At 66.0% G+C, this 22,229-nt stretch carries 17 protein-coding genes; 7 read left to right on the top strand and 10 right to left on the bottom strand.

Translation table 11 applies throughout. The annotated features are described in order from the left end of the window. Position 1: 1 nt before the first annotated feature. The gene (locus ACUCV3_RS05875) at positions 2-1,855 is read right to left on the bottom strand and encodes an acyltransferase family protein (RefSeq protein ID WP_279729038.1); all 1,854 of its coding nucleotides are present in this window, start codon (positions 1,853-1,855) and stop codon (positions 2-4) included. Between the two features lie 139 nt (positions 1,856-1,994). On the opposite strand from ACUCV3_RS05875, the gene ACUCV3_RS05870 reads away from it, so the two are divergent. Continuing rightward, positions 1,995-3,323, top strand: a complete 1,329-nt coding sequence (locus tag ACUCV3_RS05870; protein ID WP_214863035.1) for a cytochrome P450 — start codon at positions 1,995-1,997, stop codon at positions 3,321-3,323. Positions 3,324-3,388: 65 nt separating this feature from the next. On the opposite strand, the gene ACUCV3_RS05865 is transcribed toward ACUCV3_RS05870, so the two are convergent. Together ACUCV3_RS05865 and ACUCV3_RS05860 are read right to left on the bottom strand one after the other, a co-directional pair. Continuing rightward, complete coding sequence (locus tag ACUCV3_RS05865) at positions 3,389-4,759, bottom strand: class II 3-deoxy-7-phosphoheptulonate synthase (protein ID WP_004208138.1); 1,371 nt, start codon at positions 4,757-4,759, stop codon at positions 3,389-3,391. A gap of 127 nt (positions 4,760-4,886) precedes the next feature. Beyond that, positions 4,887-5,252, bottom strand: a complete 366-nt coding sequence (locus ACUCV3_RS05860) for a Rap1a/Tai family immunity protein (RefSeq protein ID WP_482240421.1) — start codon at positions 5,250-5,252, stop codon at positions 4,887-4,889. A 153-nt stretch (positions 5,253-5,405) separates the two neighbouring features. Between ACUCV3_RS05860 and ACUCV3_RS05855 the strand changes: the two genes are divergently transcribed. Then, positions 5,406-6,419, top strand: coding sequence for a 2-hydroxyacid dehydrogenase (locus tag ACUCV3_RS05855; RefSeq protein ID WP_279729037.1), 1,014 nt, complete (start codon positions 5,406-5,408; stop codon positions 6,417-6,419). Here the strand turns inward: ACUCV3_RS05855 and ACUCV3_RS05850 are convergent. Further along, entirely contained in the window at positions 6,400-9,288 is a 2,889-nt protein-coding gene (locus ACUCV3_RS05850) for a CHAT domain-containing protein (protein ID WP_482240420.1), read from the bottom strand. The two genes, ACUCV3_RS05855 and ACUCV3_RS05850, sit on opposite strands and share 20 nt — an antisense overlap. 63 nt (positions 9,289-9,351) lie before the next feature. After that, positions 9,352-10,854 carry a cysteine--tRNA ligase gene (gene cysS, locus ACUCV3_RS05845; protein ID WP_432215158.1) on the bottom strand — a complete coding sequence of 501 codons (1,503 nt, stop codon included), beginning with the start codon at positions 10,852-10,854 and terminating at the stop codon, positions 9,352-9,354. A gap of 97 nt (positions 10,855-10,951) precedes the next feature. On the opposite strand from cysS, the gene ACUCV3_RS05840 reads away from it, so the two are divergent. The 3 genes from ACUCV3_RS05840 (at position 10,952) to ACUCV3_RS05830 (ending at position 12,941) form a co-directional block, all read left to right on the top strand. Continuing rightward, positions 10,952-11,713 (top strand): MerR family transcriptional regulator, encoded by a 762-nt coding sequence (locus ACUCV3_RS05840; protein ID WP_279729033.1) that lies wholly within the window; start codon positions 10,952-10,954, stop codon positions 11,711-11,713. 251 nt (positions 11,714-11,964) lie between these two features. Further along, positions 11,965-12,657 (top strand): Bax inhibitor-1/YccA family protein, encoded by a 693-nt coding sequence (locus tag ACUCV3_RS05835; protein ID WP_159368029.1) that lies wholly within the window; start codon positions 11,965-11,967, stop codon positions 12,655-12,657. Positions 12,658-12,659: 2 nt separating this feature from the next. Beyond that, positions 12,660-12,941 (top strand): TFIIB-type zinc ribbon-containing protein, encoded by a 282-nt coding sequence (locus tag ACUCV3_RS05830; protein ID WP_010338438.1) that lies wholly within the window; start codon positions 12,660-12,662, stop codon positions 12,939-12,941. A 122-nt stretch (positions 12,942-13,063) separates the two neighbouring features. Here the strand turns inward: ACUCV3_RS05830 and ACUCV3_RS05825 are convergent, their stop codons facing one another. The 3 genes from ACUCV3_RS05825 to ACUCV3_RS05815 are packed head-to-tail and all read right to left on the bottom strand — an operon-like array spanning position 13,064 to position 17,289. Further along, positions 13,064-13,342, bottom strand: a complete 279-nt coding sequence (locus tag ACUCV3_RS05825) for a hypothetical protein (protein ID WP_157228580.1) — start codon at positions 13,340-13,342, stop codon at positions 13,064-13,066. Between the two features lie 9 nt (positions 13,343-13,351). After that, on the bottom strand, positions 13,352-16,150 hold the full coding sequence (gene polA, locus ACUCV3_RS05820) for a DNA polymerase I (RefSeq protein ID WP_482240419.1): 2,799 nt from the start codon (positions 16,148-16,150) through the stop codon (positions 13,352-13,354). Positions 16,151-16,197: 47 nt separating this feature from the next. Further along, positions 16,198-17,289, bottom strand: coding sequence for an FUSC family protein (locus tag ACUCV3_RS05815; RefSeq protein ID WP_279729031.1), 1,092 nt, complete (start codon positions 17,287-17,289; stop codon positions 16,198-16,200). A 105-nt stretch (positions 17,290-17,394) separates the two neighbouring features. Here ACUCV3_RS05815 and ACUCV3_RS05810 point away from each other — a divergent pair, with 105 nt between their 5' ends. Beyond that, a complete protein-coding gene (locus tag ACUCV3_RS05810) occupies positions 17,395-18,198 on the top strand; it encodes a transporter (RefSeq protein ID WP_279729053.1) in 804 nt (267 codons plus the stop codon). A gap of 61 nt (positions 18,199-18,259) precedes the next feature. Here the strand turns inward: ACUCV3_RS05810 and ACUCV3_RS05805 are convergent, their stop codons facing one another. Beyond that, entirely contained in the window at positions 18,260-19,408 is a 1,149-nt protein-coding gene (locus ACUCV3_RS05805) for a serine hydrolase (RefSeq protein WP_136186629.1), read from the bottom strand. Positions 19,409-19,563: 155 nt separating this feature from the next. Here ACUCV3_RS05805 and ACUCV3_RS05800 point away from each other — a divergent pair, with 155 nt between their 5' ends. Further along, positions 19,564-20,406 (top strand): alpha/beta fold hydrolase, encoded by an 843-nt coding sequence (locus ACUCV3_RS05800; protein ID WP_169860107.1) that lies wholly within the window; start codon positions 19,564-19,566, stop codon positions 20,404-20,406. Between the two features lie 116 nt (positions 20,407-20,522). On the opposite strand, the gene nadB is transcribed toward ACUCV3_RS05800, so the two are convergent. Beyond that, positions 20,523-22,142, bottom strand: coding sequence for an L-aspartate oxidase (nadB, locus tag ACUCV3_RS05795; RefSeq protein ID WP_279729030.1), 1,620 nt, complete (start codon positions 22,140-22,142; stop codon positions 20,523-20,525). Positions 22,143-22,229: the final 87 nt, after the last annotated feature.

Raw genomic sequence — 22,229 nt, 5'->3', positions numbered from 1 at the left:
CCTATTGGCCGATCACCAGCCGCGCGCCGGCGACGCTCAGATGATGGGAATCGAAATAGAGCGGCTTGCCGTTATGGATGATGGCGCAGCGGCGGGCATCGCATAGCCGCGCCATCGGATCGATCGGCGTCACGCCCCGTGCCTGCCAACGGGCAAACAGCGCGCGCAGATTATGGGTGCGGGCCTCGATCGTGGCGCGGTCCACACCCTGCGCCTGCGCAAGATCGCCGGCGCGGGCGAGGTGGGCCAGATGGCGCGGCACGTCGAAAGGCTGGGGTGGCACCGGTCCGATCAGGATGACCTGCCGTCCTTCGGCGCGCAGCGCATGGATGGTGGCGTCGAGTTTCGCGACGAAGGCGGGATCATCAAATTCACCATTGGCCCAGAAGGCGGCGAGATAGACGCGGCGGATGCCCGGATCGGCACGGATCGCGGCAAAGGCGGCCTGGTTGGCGCGGGCGCAGCGGGCATCCTTGGGCGCATCATAGCCCAGCACCGGCGGGCAACTGGACGTGGTCCGCTCGATCAGGGCGCGGCCTTCCGCCCTGGCCTTGAGCGACAGGGCATAGGCCATTTCCACGCCATGGCTGTCGCCCCAGAGCAGGGCGTCGGGCCGGACCTTGGCACCGAGAATGCAGGGCTGGGCACCGCGGGCGAACGTGTCGTGGCAGGCCTTGCGCGCCGGACTGATGTCGGTGCGGCCGGCGGCGAGTTGCAGCACCTGGGGCGCAAAGCGCTGCGGCCAGCCGCCCATCGCCAGCAGGGCCAGCGACAGGAGGCAGAGTAGCGACATGGCGCCGCCGGTGAACTGGAAGATGCGCCGGGCGGGGATGTGGCGGGCATCGCGGAAGGGACGCTCGACGAAACGCCAAGAGAGGATGGCGGCGATGAAGGAAGCTGTCACGACCGCGATGGCCGTCGATCCGGTCAGGGCCGCATCGGTCGCATATTCGGTGAAGACGATCAGCGGCCAGTGCCACAGATAGAGCGAGTAGGAGATGAGACCCACGCCGACGAAAGGGCGCAGGCTGAGCAGGCGCCCGACGCTGGTGCCCGGCGCACTGTGCAGCAGCAGCGCCGCGCCCAGTACCGGGGGCAGGGCGGTGATGCCGGGGAAGACGGTCTCGCGCGTGTAGAAGATGACAGCGAAGGCGACAGATAGAAGGCCACTCCACGCAAGCGCCTCCCGCAGCCAGCGCGCCCGTGTCGCCGGGATGGCGCCGAGCGCCAGCAGCGCTCCGGCGAACAATTCCCAGGCGCGGGTGGGCAGCAGGTAGAAGGTGAAGCCGCTGGTGTCGCGCTGAAGCGTGATCGCCAGTGCCAGCGACAGCGCGGCGATCGCGCCGACGATCAGGCCGCGCCAGCGGGCGGCACAGCGCGCGACCAGCATCAGCAGGATCGGGAAGCCGATGTAGAATTGCTCTTCCACGGCCAGCGACCAAGTGTGGAGCAGGGGCTTTACGTCGGCGCCGCCGGCGAAATAGCCGGTGTCGGTGAAGAACCAGAGGTTGGAGGCGAACAGCGTGGCGGCGAGCGCGGATTTCGGCACGCCTTCGATATCGCCGGGCAGATAGAGCCAGCAGGCCGCCGCCAGCACGGCCAGGATCATCAGGCTGAGCGCCGGCATGATCCGGCGGAAGCGGCGTTCGTAGAAATGGACGAGCGAGAAGCGCTGCTCATCCACCTCGCGCGCGATGATGCCGGTGATGAGGAAGCCGGAGATCACGAAGAAGATGTCGACGCCGACATAGCCGCCGGAAAAGCCGGGCACATGGGCATGGAAGAACAGCACCGGCAGGATGGCGACGGCGCGCAGCCCGTCAATGTCGCGGCGATAGAGACCCGCCCCGATCATGCTGCTTTCCTGTGCTCCCGACCCATGCATGGCGCTGTCCTAGCGCGAAAGCCCTGCGATTTGCTTTACCATTTTGCCGTCGTTGACAGCGGCATTGCGGGTGATATGATCCAATGTATATCATAAATGGGTGAGGATCATGCGCGATTACGCCACGGCGGACTTCTACAAGGATGTGGATCTGGTCGATGATCCCCATGCCTATTTCGACTTTCTGCGTGCCCAGGGGCCGGTGACGCGGCTGCCCCATCGCAATGTGGTGGCGGTGACGGGCTATGAGGAAACGGTCCAGGTGATGCTCGATACCGAGCATTTTTCGAGCATCAACGCCGTGACCGGGCCAATGACCGACCTGCCGTTCACGCCGCAGGGCGACGATATCGCGGCGGAACTGGAGGCGGCGCGACCCAAGATCGCCTTTGCCGACCAGATCGTGACGGAAAGCGGAACCCGCCATGCCAAGCTGCGATCGGTGATCGGCAGCCTGTTCACCCCCAGCCGCTTGAAGGCGCTGGAGCCATCCCTCTATGCGACCGCCGACAGCCTGATCGACGAGTTTGCCGCCGACGGCAAGGTCGATCTGGTGCGCCAATATGGCGGCCCCTATGCGACGCTGGTGATCGCGGACCTGCTGGGCATCCCGGCCAAGGGGCGCGCGGCCTTCCGCGTCCTGCTGGAAGGGGCGGTGCCGGCCCAGATCGACGGATCGCCCGAGGATCTGAAGCACAATCCGCTGGTCGGCCTTGGCAAGCATATGTTCCGCTACATCGCCTGGCGCCGCTTCCTGAACCATCCGGCGGTGCTGCCGGTGCGCCGGCTGCTGGGCGCGGACACGGAGAAGAAGGACATATTGACGACGCTGGCGCTGGCGAAGTTTCCGGATGGGACGAGCCCGACCCTGGTTGACCTGACGGCAATGGCGGCCTTCCTGTTCGGTGCGGGGCAGGACACGACCAACCGGCTGCTGGCCAACGCCTTCCGCATCATCGCCATCCGGCCGGATATCCAGGCGCAGTTGCGCGCCGACCCCAAGCGCATCCCCAATTTCCTTGAGGAGGTGCTGCGCTATGACGGGTCGGTGAAGAGCGGCGGGCGCATCTGCACGCGGACGACGGAGCTGGGCGGGGTCGAGATCAAGGCGGGAACGACGATCCTGATGTCGCACATGGCCGCCAATCGCGATCCGCGCCGCTTCGACAATCCAGCGCAGTTCGACATGGATCGGCCGCGCGCCAAGGAGCATCTGGCCTTTGGCCGGGGGGCGCATACCTGCATCGGCGCGCCGCTGGCCCGGCGCGAGGTGGCGGTCAGCATCGAACGGCTATTGGCGCGGATGGGCAATATCCGCCTGTCCCCGGCCCATCATGGGGCGGGTGAGGCGCTGCGCTTCGACTATGAGCCCACCTATATATTGCGGGCGCTGCGGCACCTGCATCTGGAGTTCGATCCGATCGCGGATCCCGGCTGAACAAGGGGCAGAGGCGGGATGAACCGGCCCCTCCTTGCGATTCGGAGGGGCCGGTTCCTTTTTCGTCAGGCCGCGGCGCGGCGTTCCTTCAGTTCCTCGTTCAGCATTTCTGCCAGCAGGAAAGCCAGTTCCAGGCTCTGCGCCGCATTGAGGCGCGGATCGCAATGGGTGTGATAGCGATCAGCCAGGCCTTCGTCGGTGATTGCGATCGCACCGCCGGTGCATTCGGTGACATTCTGGCCGGTCATTTCGGCATGGATGCCGCCGCCGAACGTCCCTTCGGCGCGATGCACGGCAAAGAAGCCGCGCACTTCGGCCAGGATGCGGTCGAACGGCCGCGTCTTGTAGCCATTGGCTGCCTTGATGACATTGCCGTGCATCGGGTCGCAGGACCAGACCACCGAATGACCCTCGCGCTTCACCGCGCGCACCAGCTTGGGCAGGCCGGCCTCGATCTTGTCATGGCCATAGCGGGTGATGAGCGTGATGCGCCCGGCTTCCCGCTTCGGGTTCAACAGATCGAGCAGGCGCAGCAGTTCGTCCGGCTCCAGCGTCGGACCGCACTTCATGCCGATCGGGTTGCCGATGCCGCGCAGATATTCGACATGCGACGACCCTTCGAAGCGGGTGCGGTCGCCGATCCACAGCATGTGCGCCGAGGTGTCATACCAGTCGCCGGTCAGGCTGTCCTGACGGGTCAGCGCCTGTTCGAACGGCAGCAGCAGCGCTTCATGGCTGGTGTAGAAGCTGGTGCCGCCAAGCTGGGGCACGCTGTCCGCGTCCAGGCCACAGGCACGCATGAAGTCGAGCGCCTGGCCGATCTGGTCCGCCATCGCCTCGAACTTCGCGGCCCAGGGGCTGCGACCCATGAAATCGAGCATCCAGCCATGCACCCGGTCGAGGCTGGCATAGCCGCCGGTCGAGAAGGCACGCACCAGGTTCAGCGTCGCCGCCGACTGGTTATAGGCGCGGATCATCCGCTGCGGATCGGGCTCGCGCGCTTCGGGGGTGAAGGCGATGTCGTTGACATTGTCGCCGCGATAGCTGGGCAGTTCCACGCCGCCGATCGTCTCGGTATCGGCCGAGCGGGGCTTTGCGAACTGGCCCGCCATGCGGCCGACCTTCACCACCGGCAGCTTCGAGGCGAAGGTCAGGACGACCGCCATCTGCAGCAGCACGCGGAACGTGTCGCGGATATTGTTCGGATGGAACTCGGCAAAGCTCTCGGCGCAGTCGCCGCCCTGCAGCAGGAAGGCTTCGCCGTTCGCGACGCGGCCAAGATCGGCCTTCAGATTCCGTGCCTCGCCCGCAAAGACGAGGGGCGGAAACTGGCCAAGCTGGGCCTCTACCGAGGCAAGCGCCTCCTGGTCCCGATAAAAGGGCATCTGGATGCCCTTATGCTCCCGCCAGCTTTCCGGCGTCCACTTCGCCGCCACGTCGAGTCTCCTTCACGTCAAAAAAATAGGGGCCGCATCTACGCGCAACCGCCCGGCAGGGCAAGTTTATAGCGGTTGCGGCGCCTCTTTGCGCAAGGATACTATCGATCAGACTGATCGAGCGGCTTTATTTCTGGCAGGGATAGCGATCGTTGAGGGCGATGCTGACCAGCGCCGACGCCGCCGCGCCGCGCTGGTCGGGGTAGCGCTCCAGATAGGCGACGACGGTGCTTTTCACATCCTCGGCCGCCATCCGCTTGGGCCAGCAGACGGTGCGGGCGCGGCCCAGGAACATCTCCTTGCGGATGCCGTCGGTCGCCCCGGCGATGTATGCGGTGCAAGCCAGCTTATATTCCGGCGCCTTGTTGCGGCATTTGGCGAGCAGGCTGGTGCCGGTCTCGAACATGTAGATGCCGCCTTGGTCCGATGCGGGCGGTGGCGGCGGAACCTTGCTCGATGACGCGGCGGCGATCGCCAGCAGAAGCGCAAACATGGGGGCGGGGCACTCATATCGGATCGTTGAGGATGCGACGCAAAGTGCCGTCTTTGCGATAGCCTGTCCAACCGGACTGGCCGACATGTGAAACGGACTGGCTCAGTATATGCCGCGGCTTGACGATGGCGGGCGGGCGGGCACTATGGCGCCATGCGCATCGCGATCTTCGGCACCAAGGGCTATGACCGGCATTTCCTGTCGGCCGCCAATCAGGGACATGAACTGCATTTCCTGGAACCCCGTCTGGACGCGGACACCGCGAGCCTGGGCGAAGGGTTCGAGGCGGTTTGCGTGTTCGTCAACGACCGACTGGACGCGACCGTGCTGGCCAAACTGGCGGCCGGCGGCACGCGGCTGATCGCGCTGCGCTGTGCCGGTTATAATAATGTCGATCTGGTCGCAGCGGCGGACCTGGGGCTGACGGTTGTGCGGGTGCCGGCCTATTCGCCGCACGCGGTTGCGGAATTCACCGTCGCGCTGCTGATGGCGCTCGACCGGCGCATTCATCGCGCCTGGGCGCGGGTGCGGGAAAATAATTTCGCGCTCGACGGGCTGATCGGCCGCAACCTCCATGGCCGGGTGGCGGGCGTGATCGGCACCGGGCGGATCGGCGCGCTGGTCGCCCGCACGCTGAAGCTGGGCTTTGGATGCGAGGTGCTGGCGAGCGATGTGGCCGAGGATCCCGAACTGCTGGCGATGGGCGTGCGCTACGTGCCGCCACGTGACCTGCTGGAACAGGTCGATATCGTCTCGCTCCATTGCCCGCTGACGCCCGATACACGCCATATCATCAATGCCGACGCGATCGGTCGGGCGCGCGATGGACTGGTGATCGTCAATACCAGCCGCGGCGCGCTGATCGATACGCAGGCGCTGGTGGCGGGGCTCAAGTCGCGCAAGATCGGCGGCGTCGCGCTCGACGTCTATGAGCAGGAGGCGGACCTGTTCTTCGAGGATCTGTCCAACGAGATCATCGAGGATGATCTGTTCCAGCGGCTGCTGACCTTCCCCAATGTGCTGGTCACCGGGCATCAGGCCTTTCTGACCGAAGAGGCGCTGGCGAGCATCGCCGAGACGACGATGACCAATATCAGCGATTTCGCCGCCGGTCGTCCGCTCGCCAACCGGGTCGATCCGCAAGCGGCTATTGCCCCACGAGGATGAACGGCGCCCAGACATAGGGCTGCACCGCGTCGGGTTTGCCGGACCGGATCAGCTTCAGCATCGCCCGTTGCAACGCCACCCCGCGATAGGCGCCGCGCCGGTTGGCCTTGACCGTCTCGACCGTGATGAAGGTGCCGGCATCGTCCCGCACCGGCCAGTGCGACACCAGCAGGGCGCCGGCGCCGGCATAGCGGAATGCTTGGGCCAGGCCGGAATAGGTCTGGGCCTGGGCGCTGCTGCCGGCGGCGGTGTTGCACGCGGACAGGATCACCCAGTCGGCGCCGATCCGCATCTGCGCCACTTCCGATGCCGTCAGTATCCCGTCATTGCCGGAATCCGTGCCGGGGGGCGAAAGCAGCAGGGCCGGCTCGTCCAGTCCCTCCATCTGGCCGCCGACCAGCCCGTGGGTGGCGAACAGCATGACCGAATAGGGGCGCAGGTCGCTGGTGCGCAGGATCGCCTCGCTGGCGTTCGCGCCGATCAGCAGCCGGGCATGATCGGGGCCGAAATAGCGCGCAACCGATCGCAATTCCTCGGCCGATCCGGGCAGGGGCGGCAATTGCGCCAGCGTGGCCGCGCCGCCGCCGCGTTGCCTGAGGGCGATCGCCTGCGTCTCCCGCGAAAAGGGCAGGGGCGCGCCGATGCCCAGCATCCGGTCATCCTGGGCCGCCAGCTTTTGCGGCACGACGGGGCGGAAGCCGCTGTCGATCCGCAGCGCATAGCGCCGGATCAGCCAGGGTGTGTTGCGGTCGACATGCTGCACCGGCTTTTGCGGCAGCATGGCAAAGGGCAGGGCGGCGAACGCGCCAGTCGGCACGACCCGCAGGCGCGGCGCCTTGCCCAGCGCGGCCTGGACATCGGGCGTGAAGATCTGGGTGTAGAGGATATGGGCGCCTTCCTGATCGAAGCCGGTGGCGCTCAGCGATGCGCGCAGTCGCGCGATCCGGCCGACCAGATTGGCGCGCGTCTCCTGCGCCCGGATGATGGCGGTCCGTTCGCGGCTGACGGCCAGGATATAGACGCCGTCGAAGGCAGGCGTCACCGCCAGCAGCGCCTCGTCCGCCGCCAGATTGGCGCGCAGCGATGCCAGGTCGGGCAGGGCGCCGCCACGCGCCTCCAGCCATCGGGGAAAATCATGGGCGATCGCGGCGCGGTCGGCATTGACCTCTTTTGCCAGGGTCGCGCGATTGGCGCGTGCAGCCGCGACCCCTTCGTCGCGGGCGAGCGCCTGCAGCAACAGGCTGTCGGCGGACTGTAGCGCGCGGGTCCGGTCCTGCAGCGCGCGGACCCGGTTGCCCAGTGCGGGGTCGTCCACCATCCGCTGCGCGACCAGATGATTGGCCTGGACGATGCCCGATCCGGCAAGCAGGGCCATCGCGTCCATCGCCAGCCCGGCGTCGCGCGCCTGTGTCGCGATCGCCAGCACGCTGTCCAGCGCGGCGCGCTGATCCTCGGTCAGGGCGCCGTCCTCCTGCAGGCTGAGACTGGTGCGCAGCAGCGCGATCAGCCGGCAGGCCGCATCGACGCTGTCGCCGCCATTGGCCCAGGCCGACAGCATGCCGGCATTGGCGATGGCGAAGCCGGGCAGATTGTCGAGTTGGCGGGTCTCGCGGTCGAAATCGGCGGCTGCAGCGCGCGCCTCGTCCATCCGGCCGGCCTGGATCAGCGCGGGGATCAGAAAGGGATAGACGCGCTGCCCCATGTCGCGATCCTCGGCGCTGCCGGTGCGGCCGCGCGCCAGCGCGGTCTGTAGCCGGCTGATCGCTTCTTCTCTGCGTCCCTGGGCGAAAGCGGCGACGCCGGCAAAGGCCAGCGCGCGTGCGGACTGCGGACTGGTGTCACCTTCGATGTCGCGAAAGCCGCGCTCGGCCTCCAGAAACAGCGGTTCGGCCTCGTCATAGCGTTCCAGCGGCAGCAGCAGATTGCCGAGATTCTGCAGCGCGAAGTCAAAGGCCAGGCTCTTCGTGCCGCTGGTCTCGCGCTTGATCGCGATCGATCGTTCCAGATAGGCGAGGCTTTCGTTGCGCCGCCCGGTGCGCGAGAGCAGCAGGCCGAGCGCTTCGAGCGCGCGGGCATAATTGGGATGCTTGCGATCGACATGGTCGGTCGCGGTATCCACCGCCAGACGGGCATAGATTTCCGCCTCGGCATCGCGATCCGCGCGCGAGAGCATCTGCGCATACATATAATAGGCGCCGACCGCGTCCGCGCTGTTCTGGCCGCTGGCGGCGACCCGCGCCTCCATGCTGCGGCGTTGCGCCTCGACCGCCTCGCTGTTGCGGCCGAGACGGGACAGCGCCTGGGCATGGGCAAAGGCGATGTTGGACTTCAGCATCATCGCCGATTCATCCAGCGCCTTGGGATCGGTGCGGGCGAAATAGCCGTCGATATAGCGGCTCGCTTCGGCCAGCGTCTCGACCCCGGCGCCGATCTGGTTCAGAGTGACCTGGACATAGCCTTTGATCGACAGGCCCTGCATCCAGTAGATCGGATAGGCGTCGCGGAAGGGCGACAGCAGGGCAAGGCCGCGGTCCGCATGAGCGAGCGCGTCGGGGTTGCGGCCGTCGATCTGGTCCATCGACGACAGGTTGATGAGCGCGACCCCCGCCAGCGGATGGGCCTGGCCCTGCACCTTGCTGTGGGATGCCGCCGTTTCGAGCGCTGTCCAGGCGTCGCGTGTCTTCTGCGACATGGACAGGGCATAATCGTCGCTCTCGAACAGCGCGTCGGCCTTGTCCTCCAGCGCGTAGAGCCGGGCATAGTGCGGATCATCAGTGCGGAAGGCGGGCGACGGGGCGGCGGCAGCGGGCAGCAGCGCGGGGCCGGCCAAGGCCAGCAGAAACGCGCCCGCGCGCGCGGAAAACAGCATGATGCGCCCCACTTTTCTCGACCCGATACCGTCTTGGGTCGAACCCAGGACGGCGTCAAGTCATCAGGCCAGTGTCAGGCGCCAGTCCCAGCGCAGCGGATCGCCGTCCATCACTTCGACCCCGCGCGCGATCAGCGCGTCGCGTATCTCGTCCGACAGGGCGAAATCCTTTTCGGCGCGGGCGGTGGTGCGCCGTTCCAATTCGGCCTCGATCTCCTCGGGCGTGATCTGCGCATCCTTGGGCTGCACCCGCAACTCGGCGCGGGTCAGGTCCAGCAGGCGCAGGCCCAGCGCCTGGTCGAACGCGGCGATCAGGCACAGCTTCTCGTCGACCGGCACCTTTTTCATGCTGATCGCTTCCTCCAGCAGCGGTAGCGCGCGCGGCGTCATCAGGTCGTCGGCGATCGCCGCATCGAACTGCTCCAGTAGCGGCACCAGCTTGGGGTGAAGATTGGCACGCAGATAATCGAGCGTCACCGACTGCCAGGTGATCCCCTCGGCCCGGCTTTTCAGCCCCTCGACACCCATGACCAGCCGCTTGAGGCGGGTCAGTGCGGCGGCCAGATTGTCGGCGCTGAACTCCAGTTCGCTGCGATAATGGGCGCCCAGGCACAGCAGGCGATAGGCGATCGGATGCACGCCGGCATCGACCAGGCTGAACAGGGTGGTGAAGCCGCCCTTCGACTTCGACATCTTCCCCTGCCGGTCGACCAGGAAATTATTGTGCATCCACCAGCGCGCGCCGGTGAAGTCCGGCTCTGCATCGGTGCAGCCGCAATAGGCCTGGTTCTGGGCGATCTCATTGGGATGATGGATCTCGCGATGGTCGATGCCGCCGGTATGGATGTCGAACGGCTGGCCGAGGCGGGCTTGGCTCATGACCGAGCATTCCAAGTGCCAGCCCGGCGCGCCCTTGCCCCAGGGGCTGTCCCATTCCATCTGGCGCTGCTCGCCCGGCGGCGACTTGCGCCAGATGGCGAAGTCGCTGGGATTGCGCTTGCCCGCCACCGGGTCGATGCGGGCATGGGCGGCATCGTCGCGACCGCCGGCCAGCGCGCCATAATTGGGCACGGTGCTGCTGTCGAAATAGAGGCCGCTCTCCAGTTCGTAGCAATGCGCGTCGGCGATTTTCTGCGCAAATTCGATCATCTGCGGCACATAGTCGGTCGCGACCGTCCATTCGCTGGGCGCCATGATGTTGAGGTCGGCGATATTGGCCTTGAAGGCTTCGGTATAATGGGCCGCGATGTCCCAGATGCTCTTGGCGCTGGCACGGGCGGCGGCCTCCATCTTGTCGTCGCCGGCGTCGGCATCCGACGTCAGATGGCCGACATCGGTGATGTTGATGATCTGGGTGACGTCCAGCCCCTTCCACAGCAGGGTCCGGCGCAGCGTGTCGACGAACACATAGGCGCGCAGATTGCCGATATGGGCATAATTATAGACGGTCGGGCCGCAGCTATAGACGCGCGCATGGTTGGGCTCGATCGGCGCGAACGGCTCGATCGACCGGGTCAGGCTGTTGAACAGGCGCAGGGGCGCGTCGCTATGCTGGTCTTGGCTCATGGCGCCAGCCATGTCGCGAGACGGCGCGATCGTCAACGGGGCGGGCACCGCAAAAAAGCGCTTGAACTTGACCTTGGGTCAAGCGGTAGCAAGGGGCATGACCGAGATTCTGGATATTGCCGCCGTCGCCCGCGCCACCGGCCTCACCAGCCGGGCGCTGCGTTTCTATGAGGCGCGCGGGCTGGTTGCGCCGCTGCGCACCGCGTCGGGGCGGCGCCTGTTCGGCCCGGCCGAGCTGGCGCGGCTGCACGAATTGCTGGCGCTCAAGCGCGCAGGGCTGAGCCTTGCCCAGATCAAGACGTTGTTCGACGGCCGGCCGATCGACCTTGGCGCGCTGCTGCGCGCGCAGATCGCAGCGATCGACGCGCAGGCGCAGGAACTGGCGCAGGCGCGCAGCCATCTGGAAACCGCCTTGTCCCGCATCGACCGTGGCGAGCCGCTCGATGCCGCGACCCTTTGCTCGCTGATCCGCAGTGGAGAAAGCATGACCATGCAAGAAGAATGGAAGGCGGTCAGTGGCCGCTATATCAGCGCCCAGGCCGAGGCCGATTTTGCCGAGACGATGCCCAGGATGCCGGCCGATTTCGATCAGGCGGCCTATAGCGCGCAATGGGCGGACCTCACCGCCCGGATCGAGGCGGCGCTGCCGCTCGATCCGGCGAGCGCGGCGGCAGGGGCGTTTTATGACGAATGGCAGGCGCTGCTCGCGCCCTTCACCGCCATCGCCACGCCGGCGATGATGGAGGGGGTGACGCGCATGTACGATCATGTCGACGAGTGGAAGGACGAACGGCAGCCGCCCTTCGCCTCGGACGTGTGGGACTTCATCCGCAGCGTCGGGGCGGGGCGGCAAATGTAATAAATTGTTGCTTGGGCGGTGGCGCCTTGCGCGATCGTCCGGGCGACCCGATATTGGCTGTGCGGACCGGGCCCCTCTGGCGACATGGATCTCTTCCCCCTTGATCCAGGTCGCGATGTCGGACCGCATCGGGTGCGCCCGGTGCAGGTTTTGTGGCAATTCCCCCCTCTTTTTGCCGCAGGAGACCGCACCGGGCTCACTCGAACCATCTTTTTTATGGAGTGAGTGAAGCCGTGAACAATCCCGTACGCATGCCGGGCTATGGTGCCAGCCAGACGGCGCAGACCGATGCTGGCCTGCGCGCGCACATGCTCGGCGTTTTCCGCAACATGGGCATCGGCCTGGTCATCACCGGCCTGGTCGCTGCCCTGGTCGGCAATACCCCCGTGCTGGCCGCTGCCATCTTCGGCACGCCGCTGAAGTGGGTCGCGATCTTCGCGCCGCTGGCCTTTGTCTTCTTCTTCAGCTTCCGCATCGACAAGATGACGACGGCCGGCGCACGCACCGCCTTCTACGCCTTCGCGGCGGTGATGGGCGTGTCGCTGGGCAGCGTCTTCCTGGTCTTCACCGGCGGCAGCATTGCCCAGGCCTTCTTCTCGGCAGCGGTGATGTTCCTCGCCATGGCGCTCTGGGGCTATACCACCCAGCGTGACCTGACCAAGATGGGCAGCTTCCTGATGATGGGCCTGATCGGCATCGTGGTCGCCAGCCTGATCAACATCTTCATCGGCTCGTCGGCCATGGGACTAGTGATCTCGATCATCGGCGTGGTGGTCTTCACCGGCCTCACTGCCTGGGACGTGCAGCGCATCAAGTCGGAATATTTCTACTATGCCGGCCATGAGGTGGCGCAGAAGATGCAGGTGATGGGCGCGCTGTCGCTCTACCTCAACTTCGTCAACCTGTTCCAGATGCTGCTGAGCCTGACCGGCGAGCGCGAATAAGCATGCGCGATCAGGCCACCGTGTCGGCCATGCTCTGCCCGGTCTGCCATGTGGGGCTCCACATGAGCGACCGGCAGGGAGTGGAGATCGACTATTGCCCGCAATGTCGCGGCGTCTGGCTGGACCGGGGTGAACTCGACAAAATCATCGAGCGCTCGGCTCAGCCGGCTCCGGCCCCCGCCGCGCCACAGATGAGCTACCGCCCGGACCGTGAATATCGTGACGATGGGCGCGGCTATCCCAAGAAACGCCGGAAGAGCTTTCTGGAAGAGCTGTTCGATTGAGAAAAAGGCCGGTCCCGATGGGGCCGGCCTTTTTCGTGGAGAGTCACTCCTTTTCCCTCATGCCAGCGAAGGCTGACATCAAATATTCTCAGCGACCGTCGAAATATTCCCGCCGGTCTGCTTCATGCCTTCGGGCATTTTTCCAGTATGAATTGCGCCAGTCCTTCAACGGTCAATTGAGGGTCGAATACGACGTCTTCGCTGCCTGGCTCTCCGACCATGAGGGGGCGTCGGCTAATGTGACGAAGGGCATCGAGCATGACATCATCGATGTCATCGTCACAGACACCAAGGTCATTGCATAACTGAGATTTGGGCGTGATTGCCCTTCGAACGCCGTGCTCCGTCTTTAGAATGTTCACGATCAGATCAACGAGGCGGTCAAGTTCAGACGTAATCATGCCCATGCCTTAATGCGCCGCGCCCCAACTCGGGCCGGTGCCGATTTCCACGCCTAGCGGCACGGACAGGCTGACCATCGGTTCGGCCGCGCTTTCCATGACCTTGCGGATCACCTTGCTCGCCGCCTCGACATCGCCTTCGGGCAGTTCGAACACCAGTTCGTCATGCACTTGCAGTAGCATGCGCACGCGCGGGAGGCCGGCGGCTTCGAGCGCCGGGCCCATGCGTGCCATCGCCCGCTTGATGATGTCGGCACTGGTGCCCTGGATCGGAGCATTGATCGCGGCGCGCTCGGCGCCCTGTCGTTCGTGCTGGACCGGTGCCTTGATGCGCGGGAACCAGGTCTTGCGGCCGAACAGGGTTTCGGTGAAGCCGTTGGCGCGCGCCTTCTCCAGCGTCTCGTTGATATAGACGCTGATGCCGGGGAAGCGCTCATAATAGCGGCTGATCATGTCCTGCGCCTCGTCGGCGCTGATTTCCAGCCGGCCGGCCAGGCCCCAGCGCGAAATGCCGTAGAGGATCGCGAAGTTGATCGTCTTGGCGCGGCCGCGCGTGTCGCGATTGACCTCGCCGAACAATTCCATGGCCGTGCGGTTATGAATATCCTCACCTTGTTCGAACGCGTCCTTGAGCGCGGGCACGTCGGCCATGTGCGCGGCCAGCCGCAGCTCGATCTGGCTATAGTCCGCCGCCAGGATGACATTGCCGGGTTCGGCGACGAAGGCATGGCGGATCTGCCGGCCGATCTCGGTGCGGATCGGGATATTCTGCAGATTGGGATCGGTCGAGGACAGGCGGCCGGTCTGGGCGCCGGTCAGCGAATAGCTGGTATGGACCCGGCCGGTGTCGCGGTTGATCTGCTGCTGCAGCGCGTCGGTATAGGTCGACTTGAGCTTGGAGAGCTGGCGCCATTCCAGCACCAGCCCGCAAATGGCCGACCCTTCGGCCTTGAGCTTTTCCAGCACGGTAACGTCGGTGGAGTAGGTGCCGCTCTTGCCCTTCTTGCCCCCTTTGAGGCCCATTTCATCGAACAGCACGACGCCCAGCTGTTGCGGCGATCCGATGGTGAAGGGATGGCCGGCCAGTTCGTATATCTCGGCCTCCAGGCCGGCGATCGACTGGGAGAAGCTGCGCGAGAGACGGGACAGGGCTTCGCGGTCGACCTTGATACCCTGCCGCTCCATGCCGGCGACCACCGGGATCAGCGGCCGGTCCACCAACTGATAGACCCGCGTCGCGCCTTCGGCCGGCAGGCGGCCCGATAGCTTGTGCCACAGGCGCCAGGTGACTTCGGCATCCTCGGCGGCATAGGCGGTCGCCTTGTCGAGCGGGACATGGGCGAAGCTGATCGCCTTCTTGCCGGTGCCGGTCACTTCCTTGAAGCTGATGCAGGTGTGATTGAGGTGGACGCTCGCCGCCTCGTCCATGCCATGGCCGCCCAGCGACTTGCCGGCGTCGAGGTTGAAGCTCATCACCATCGAATCGTCGATCGGCGACACCTCCAGCCCGACGCGGGCGAGGACGTTGAGGTCATATTTGATATTATGGCCGACCTTGAGCACCGCATCGTCGGCGAGCAGGGGCTTCAGGAGCCGGATCGCGTCGTCGAGCGCGATCTGCTGCGGCACTTCGCCGAACATGTCGTCGGCGGAGCGATGGGCGAGCGGGATGTAGCAGGCGCGCCCCGGCCCAGTGGACAGGCTGATGCCGACCAGGCCCGATTCCATGCTGTCGAGCGCATCGGTCTCGGTATCGACCGCGACCACGCCGAGCGCGCGGGCTTCGTCGATCCAGACCTGCAGCGCCTCGACCGTGGTGACGGTTTCATAGAGGGCGCAGTCGATCGGCGGATGCTCGACCTCGATTACCGGGGGCGACGGTGGCGCGTCGGCGCTGCCGGTCGCAGCGGCCGCGCTGGCGACCGCAACCGTAGCGGCCGGCGCGCCGAGGCGGTTGAGCAGGGTCTTGAAGCCATGATGCGACAGGAAGGCCTGCAACGGCTCCTTGGGAATGCCCTTCAAGGTCAGGTCGTCCAGCGGCTCGGGCAGGTCCATGCTGTCATGCAGCGCGACCAGCCGGCGCGACAGGCGCGCCATGTCGGCATGGGCGATCAGGTTTTCCTGCATCTTCGACTTCTTCATCGAAGGGGCCGCGTCCAGCGCCGCTTCCAGCGTGCCATATTCGGTGATCAGCTTGGCCGCGGTTTTGGGGCCGATGCCCGGCACGCCTGGCACATTGTCGACGCTGTCGCCCATCAGCGCCAGCACGTCGCCCAGTTGCTCGGGCAACACGCCGAACTTGCCCATGACATAGTCGGCGCCGCGCCGCTCATTCTTCATCGTGTCGTACATGTCGACGCCGGGCTGGATGAGTTGCATCAGATCCTTGTCGGAACTGACGATGGTGACATGCCAGCCGGCGCGCACGGCGGCCTGGGTGTAGCTGGCGATGATGTCGTCCGCCTCATACCCGGCTTCCTCGATGCAGGGGAGCGAGAAGGCGCGGGTGGCGTCGCGGATCATCGGGAACTGGGGCACCAGATCCTCGGGCGCGGGCGGCCGGTTCGCCTTATACTGATCATACATGTCGTTGCGGAAGGTGTGGCTGCCCTTGTCCAGCACGACGGCCAGATGGGTCGGCCCCTCGGCCTTGCCCAGCTCCTCGGCCAGCTTCCACAGCATGGTGGTATAGCCATAGACCGCGCCGACCGGCTGGCCATGCTGGTTGGTGAGCGGCGGAAGCTGGTGATAGGCGCGGAAGATATAGCCGCTGCCGTCGACCAGATAGAGATGATTCTGCTGAGACATGGGGCAGGGGATAGCGGGGATTGGCCCGCCGCTCCAGTGCCCGACGCTTATACGCCGCCGCTCTCGCCGCCGGCCGGGGCGGTCGCGTCGTCGGCGCGCCGGCCGCGCAGCATATGGCCAATCAGCAGCACGGGCATCAGCACGGCCATGCCGATGAAGATCGCCATCAGCCGCTCGACGCCGGGTTCCAGCACCAGCTGGTCATATCGGTCGGGCACCAGCATCACCAGCACCGCCAGGGTGAACTGGGTGCCGACATAGCGATGGGTCGGATCGCCATTTTCCAGATGCCGGCCCAGCATCACGCCGATCGCGGTGGCGCCGAGCAGCAGCGCCATATTGTCGGCACCCGCGACCAGGAAGAAGGCCGCGAACAGGGCGCCGCCGATGCAGCCGATCATCCGTTGCAATATGCGCTGGCTGACCGGGGCGAGGCCGCTCGACCCGATGCCCGTGACCGGCAGCAGCATCACCGCCATGATCATGATCGCGCCCTGCGCCAGCGCGGGCACAGGAATCCAGGCATTGAGCGCCACCAGCAGCGCCAGCGCCACGCCGGCTTGCAGCGCGTGGCGCAGCGAATCCCCGTGCCAGCCCGCGCCGGTCGCGGCGGGCGTGCGCTTGGCCGGCCAGCGGCGGCGCAGAGTCAGGGTGGAGGCGAGGCTGACGATCAGGCTGGCGGCGATACCGGCGAGCGTTTCGAGCACGCGGGTCTGGACGAATTCGGGCAGGGCGATCGCGGGATGCTCGATCTTGTCGAGCACGACCATGGCATAGGTCAGGCCGAAGAACAGCCAGGCATAGGAACGGCGCGAGGTGATCGCGGCATAGAGGCTGATCGTCCCCATCAGCGCCAGCGCCGCGGCGGCGGCGGGCCAGTAGCCGACGATGAAGGGCGCGCTGCCCAGCGCGATCAGCCCGCCCGCGACCGTGCCGACGATCCGCAGCACGCCGCGCGCCAATGTTTCGGCGGCATGGCCGCGCATCACCATATAGCCGGCAAAGGCGGCCCAGGAGACATGGGTGGCGCCGAGCAGATGGGCGAGCAGGATCGCGCCCAGCACCGACAGCGCACATTCCAGTTCATCGATGGTGCGCGGCGTCACGCGGTCGAGCAGCGAGGAAAAGGGGCGCGGCATAGGGACTTAGTGCCGCAGCGGGACAGTAAAGGCCAGTGCGGGATATTTGCTGCTTCCTATCCGTTTCGTTGCGCTGGAAACAGATTGGGAAGGGGAGGGCATGTGATGCGGGCATGGGGCGCGGCGATGCTGCTGGCGATGGCGGCGCAGGGTGGCGCGGCCTGGGCGCAGGATGATCGGGAGTTTTGCGCCGACCGGCCGGGGCTCGATACCCCGCCCTGCACCATGGCTCCGGGCAAGGTTCAGGTCGAACTGGGGCTGGGCGACTGGACCCGCGAGCAGGATGCGGAGAACCGCATCGACACTGTGAACTTTGGTGATGCGCTGCTGCGCATCGGCCTGACCGACAGCCTGGAAGCGCAACTGGGCTGGACCGCCTTTGGCCATGTGCGCACGCGCGATCGGGTGACCGGCGCGGTGGAGAAGGAGAGCGGCATCGGCGACATGCGCGTCGCGCTGCGGCAGAATCTGCGCAATCCGGACGGTTCGGGCTTCTCGATCGCGGTCATGCCCTATGCCAGCCTGCCGACCGGCGGCGATGCGATCGGTGAGGGCGACTGGGGCGCCGGGATGCTGGTACCGATCAGCTATGATCTGGGCCATGGCCTGACGCTCCAGGCCACGCCAGAAGTCGACGCGGCGGTCGATGAGGATGGCGATGGCCGGCATCTCGCCTATGGCAGCGTCGTCGGGCTGGGCTTCGACATCAGCGACAACCTGTCCGGATCGATCGAGGCATCGCTGATGCGCGACGATGATCCCAACGGCCATGCCACCCAGGCGCTGGCCGGCCTGTCGCTGGGCTGGCAGGCGGGCGACGACATGCAGTTCGATGCCGGCGCCAATCTGGGCCTCAACCATGACAGCCCCGACGCCGAACTCTATGTCGGCATCGTCAGGCGCTTCTGATCCTTAGAGCATCGTCCGATTAGGGTGAAACGGAGGATGCTCTAATTTTCTTCAGAATGTTCTAGCGCTTCTCGTGATTGGCGACCACGGCGCGCGAGACGGCCTGCATCAACTGCCAGCGTTCGGGGATCGACACGGTGGTGCTGCCGATCATCACCGCAACCGCATAGCTGGTGCCGTCGGGCGCGGTCATGATGCCGACATCATTATAGCCCGTCGATCGCGGCGGCAGATCCTGCCCGGTGCCGGTCTTGTGCATATAGGTCCAGCTGTGGGGGACGCCGCCCTTGATCCGCTGCGGCCCGGTCTTGGCTTCCTCCATGAAGTTCATCAGCACGCGGGCCGATGCGGAGGACAGCATGTCGCCTTCCTTGAGCTTGGCCAGCGCCTGCACGATCGATGCCGGCGCGGCACCATCGGGCGGGCTGGCGAGATAATTGTCGAGCGCCTTCTGCCGCACCGACATGGGCAGCGCGGCGCGGGCGGCGTAGAAATTGCGGCCGATCGAATAATCCTGCCGCCAGTCGAGGCCGGCGGTGGTCGATTGCAGCAGCCGTTCGCCCGGACCAAAACGGATATTGGCGATGTGGCGGCGTGCCAGATAGCCGCGCACCGCGTCCGGCCCGCCGACCGCGCGCAGAAGCGTGTCGTTGGCAGTATTGTCGCTCTGCGTCATCGCGCGGCGCATCAGGTCGGAATAGGTGGTGGTCCAGCCGCCCGATCCCACCATCGCCGCGCTCGGCTGGTGGAACAGGGTCAGATCCTTCTTCGTGATGGTGGTCGAATCGGCGAGACGAATCTTGCCGCGATCGACCGCGTCCAGGAAGGTCATCGATACCCACAGTTTCGACACGCTCTGCTGTGGAAACAGGGCATTGCCATTATAGGCGACGGTCCAGTCCGCCCCGACCCGGCGCACCGCGATGCCGACCTTGCCGCGGAAGCTCTGACCCAGATTCTGGATCACGCTGACGAGTGCGGGCGAAGGTTGCTCGCGCTGGTCGATATCCTTGTAGGGGGCGGGGGGATTGGCGACCTGCTTGATCGGCCAGGTGTTGGTCGTGGGCTGCACCGTCTGGCGCGGCGGATTATTCGGTCGCGCGCTGCTGGCCTGGGCACCAGGCTGGGGTGGCGCGCCGACGCAGGCGGACAAGGCAACCACCGCAAGCACAAGGCGCGACGAGACGCGCCTGCTATCATTCGAACTCATCACTAACCCCGCACTTCAAGCCGTTACAAGGCGCGGCGACCCGCATTGTAGGCAAGGACGATGCGACGAATGATTCCACAATTGCGATGTAAGGAGTCTGAACGGCGGAACGGCGCTCAGTTGCGGTTCAGCGGCGGGGCGGCAATAGGGAGCGGATGACGGATGGACTGATGGATCGACGCGGCCTGCTCTGCGGCGCGGGAGCGCTGGCGGCGGGATGGGCGATGCCGGCACTGGCGGCGGATTTTGCCTCGCGCCGGATCATGGTGACGGTGCGCGGCAGCGGCCGGGACGTGCTGCTGATCCCCGGCCTTGCCAGTGGTCCGGGCATCTGGAACGGCGTGACGGGGCAGATGCCGGGCTATCGCTGGCATCTGGTCCATGTCCGCGGTTTTGCCGGCCTTGCTGCCGACGCCAATGGCAGCGGGCCGGTGGTGCAGCCGGTGGCGGACGAGATTGCCCGCTATATTGCCGCCGCCGGATTGCGGCGGCCGGCGGTGGTCGGGCACAGCATGGGCGGCACGCTGGCGATGATGCAGGGCCTAAAAGGCCTCGCCAGCCGGGTGATGGTGGTCGACATGCTGCCCGCCGGGGCGGCGATGGTTGGCGGCACCGCCAATGGCATGGGCTATCTGGCCGACCAGCTGAGCCAATATTTCACCGGCACGGCGGCCGGGCGCCGCTACCTCGCCCAGATCGTCGCGCAGGCGCCGGGGGCGGAGGGCAGCAATCCGGAGGTGATCGCCACCGCGCTGCGTGACCTGGCCAATACCGATCTTGGCCCGCAGCTTGGCCGGATCGGGGTGCCGATGTCGGTGGTCTACGCCGTCGGCGCGGACCAGGCCCAGTCGGTCGAGATCACCCGGCGCTTCCGGGCTGCCTATGCGGCCAAGAAGGACGCGAAGCTGATGCCGATCGGGCCGAGCGGCCATGTCGTGATGGCCGACCAGCCGACCCGGTTCAATGCGGCGCTCGGCAATTTCCTCAAAGGCGTTTGACCTCGATCAAAGCGCCGGCCTGCGTCGGCGCTAATTTGGTCGGCGAGACGACGCCCCTGGCGTTTGCTCCTCCTCCCTTCAAAGGCGCGGCTGCCCGGCCGCGCCTCTTTTTTGGGTCAGGGCGCCAGCACCGTGTCGACGGCTTGCGCCAGCGTCTCGGGATAGTCGAGCGTGTAGTGCAGGCCCCGGCTTTCCTTGCGATGGAGCGCCGAGCGGACCACCAGCCGGGCGACCTCCAGCAGGTTGCGCAGTTCGATCAGGTCCGGCGTGACTCGGAAATTGCCGTAATATTCATCGACTTCCTTCGACAGCAGGTCGATGCGATGCTGGGCGCGCTCCAGCCGCTTGGTGGTGCGGACGATGCCGACATAGTCCCACATGAAGCGGCGGATTTCCTTCCAGTTATGCTGGACGATGACCTCTTCGTCGCCATTGGTGACGCGGCTTTCATCCCACGGCCGGATCGGCGGCGGGGCGGGCAGTTCGTCCCAATGGGCGCGGATATGCTTGGCCGCCGCCTCGCCGAAGACGAAACATTCGAGCAGCGAGTTGGAGGCCAGGCGATTGGCGCCGTGCAGGCCGCTTTCGGTCACTTCGCCCGCGGCGTAGAGGCCGGGCAGGTCGGTGCGACCATCCAGGTCGATGATGACGCCGCCGCAGGTATAATGCTGCGCCGGGACGACCGGAATCGGCTCCTTGGTGATGTCGATATCGAGATCGAGCAGCCGGGCGTAGATGGTCGGGAAATGTTGCTTCACGAACTCGGGCGGCTTGTGACTGATGTCGAGATGGACATAGTCGAGGCCAAGGCGCTTGATCTCATGGTCGATCGCGCGCGCCACCACGTCGCGCGGCGCCAGTTCGGCGCGGGCGTCGAACCGGGGCATGAAACGCTCGCCGCCGCCCGGCACGCCGGGGGGGAGCTTGAGGTGGCCGCCTTCGCCGCGCACGGCTTCAGTAATCAGGAAATTCTTGACCTCCAGATTATAGAGGCAGGTCGGGTGGAACTGGTTCATCTCCATGTTCGACACGCGGCAGCCCGCGCGCCAGGCCATGGCGATGCCGTCGCCGGTCGCGCCGCGCGGCGCTGTTGAGAAGAGATAGGTGCGGCCCGCGCCGCCGGTGCAGAGGATGGTCGCGCGGCCGAGGATCGCGTCGACATGACCGGTCTGCTTGTTGAAGGCATAGACGCCCCAGACATGGCCGTCGCCCGAATAGCGCTCGCCATGGCGCGAGGTGATGAGGTCGACCGCGACCATATCCTCCATCAGGGTGATGTTGGGATTGGCGCGTGCTGCCTTGAGCAGCGCGACCTGAACGGCGTGGCCGGTGGCATCGTCGACATGGACGATGCGGCGATGGCTGTGGCCGCCTTCGCGCGTGAGGTGCCAGCGTTCGCCGAACTCGTCGCCATCCCCCTCTTCATTGGGATTGAAGGGCACGCCCAGTGCCGCCAGCCGCTCGATCGCGGCCGGGGCTTCGGACACGACGAACTCGACCGTGTCCTGATCGTTGAGGCCGGCGCCCGCGACCATCGTGTCATGGACATGGGCCGCAAAACTGTCACCCGCGTCGAGTACCGCGGCAATGCCGCCCTGCGCCCAGTTGGTCGATCCACCATCCAGCGCGCCCTTGGCCAGCACCACCACCTTGCGGTCCTGCGCGAGGTTGATGGCGGCTGTCAGTCCGGCCGCGCCGGAACCGATGATGACGACGTCATGGGTGATGGTGGGCATATATATTCACTCTCCGGGCTTTTGCCCTATCCCGTTCGGTTCGAGCTTGTCGAGAACCCTGCGCACTGGTTCTCGACAGGCTCGAAC

It is taken from the genome of Sphingobium sp. VMM, assembly GCF_056790315.1.
This window is presented reverse-complemented; position numbering and strand designations above follow the sequence as displayed.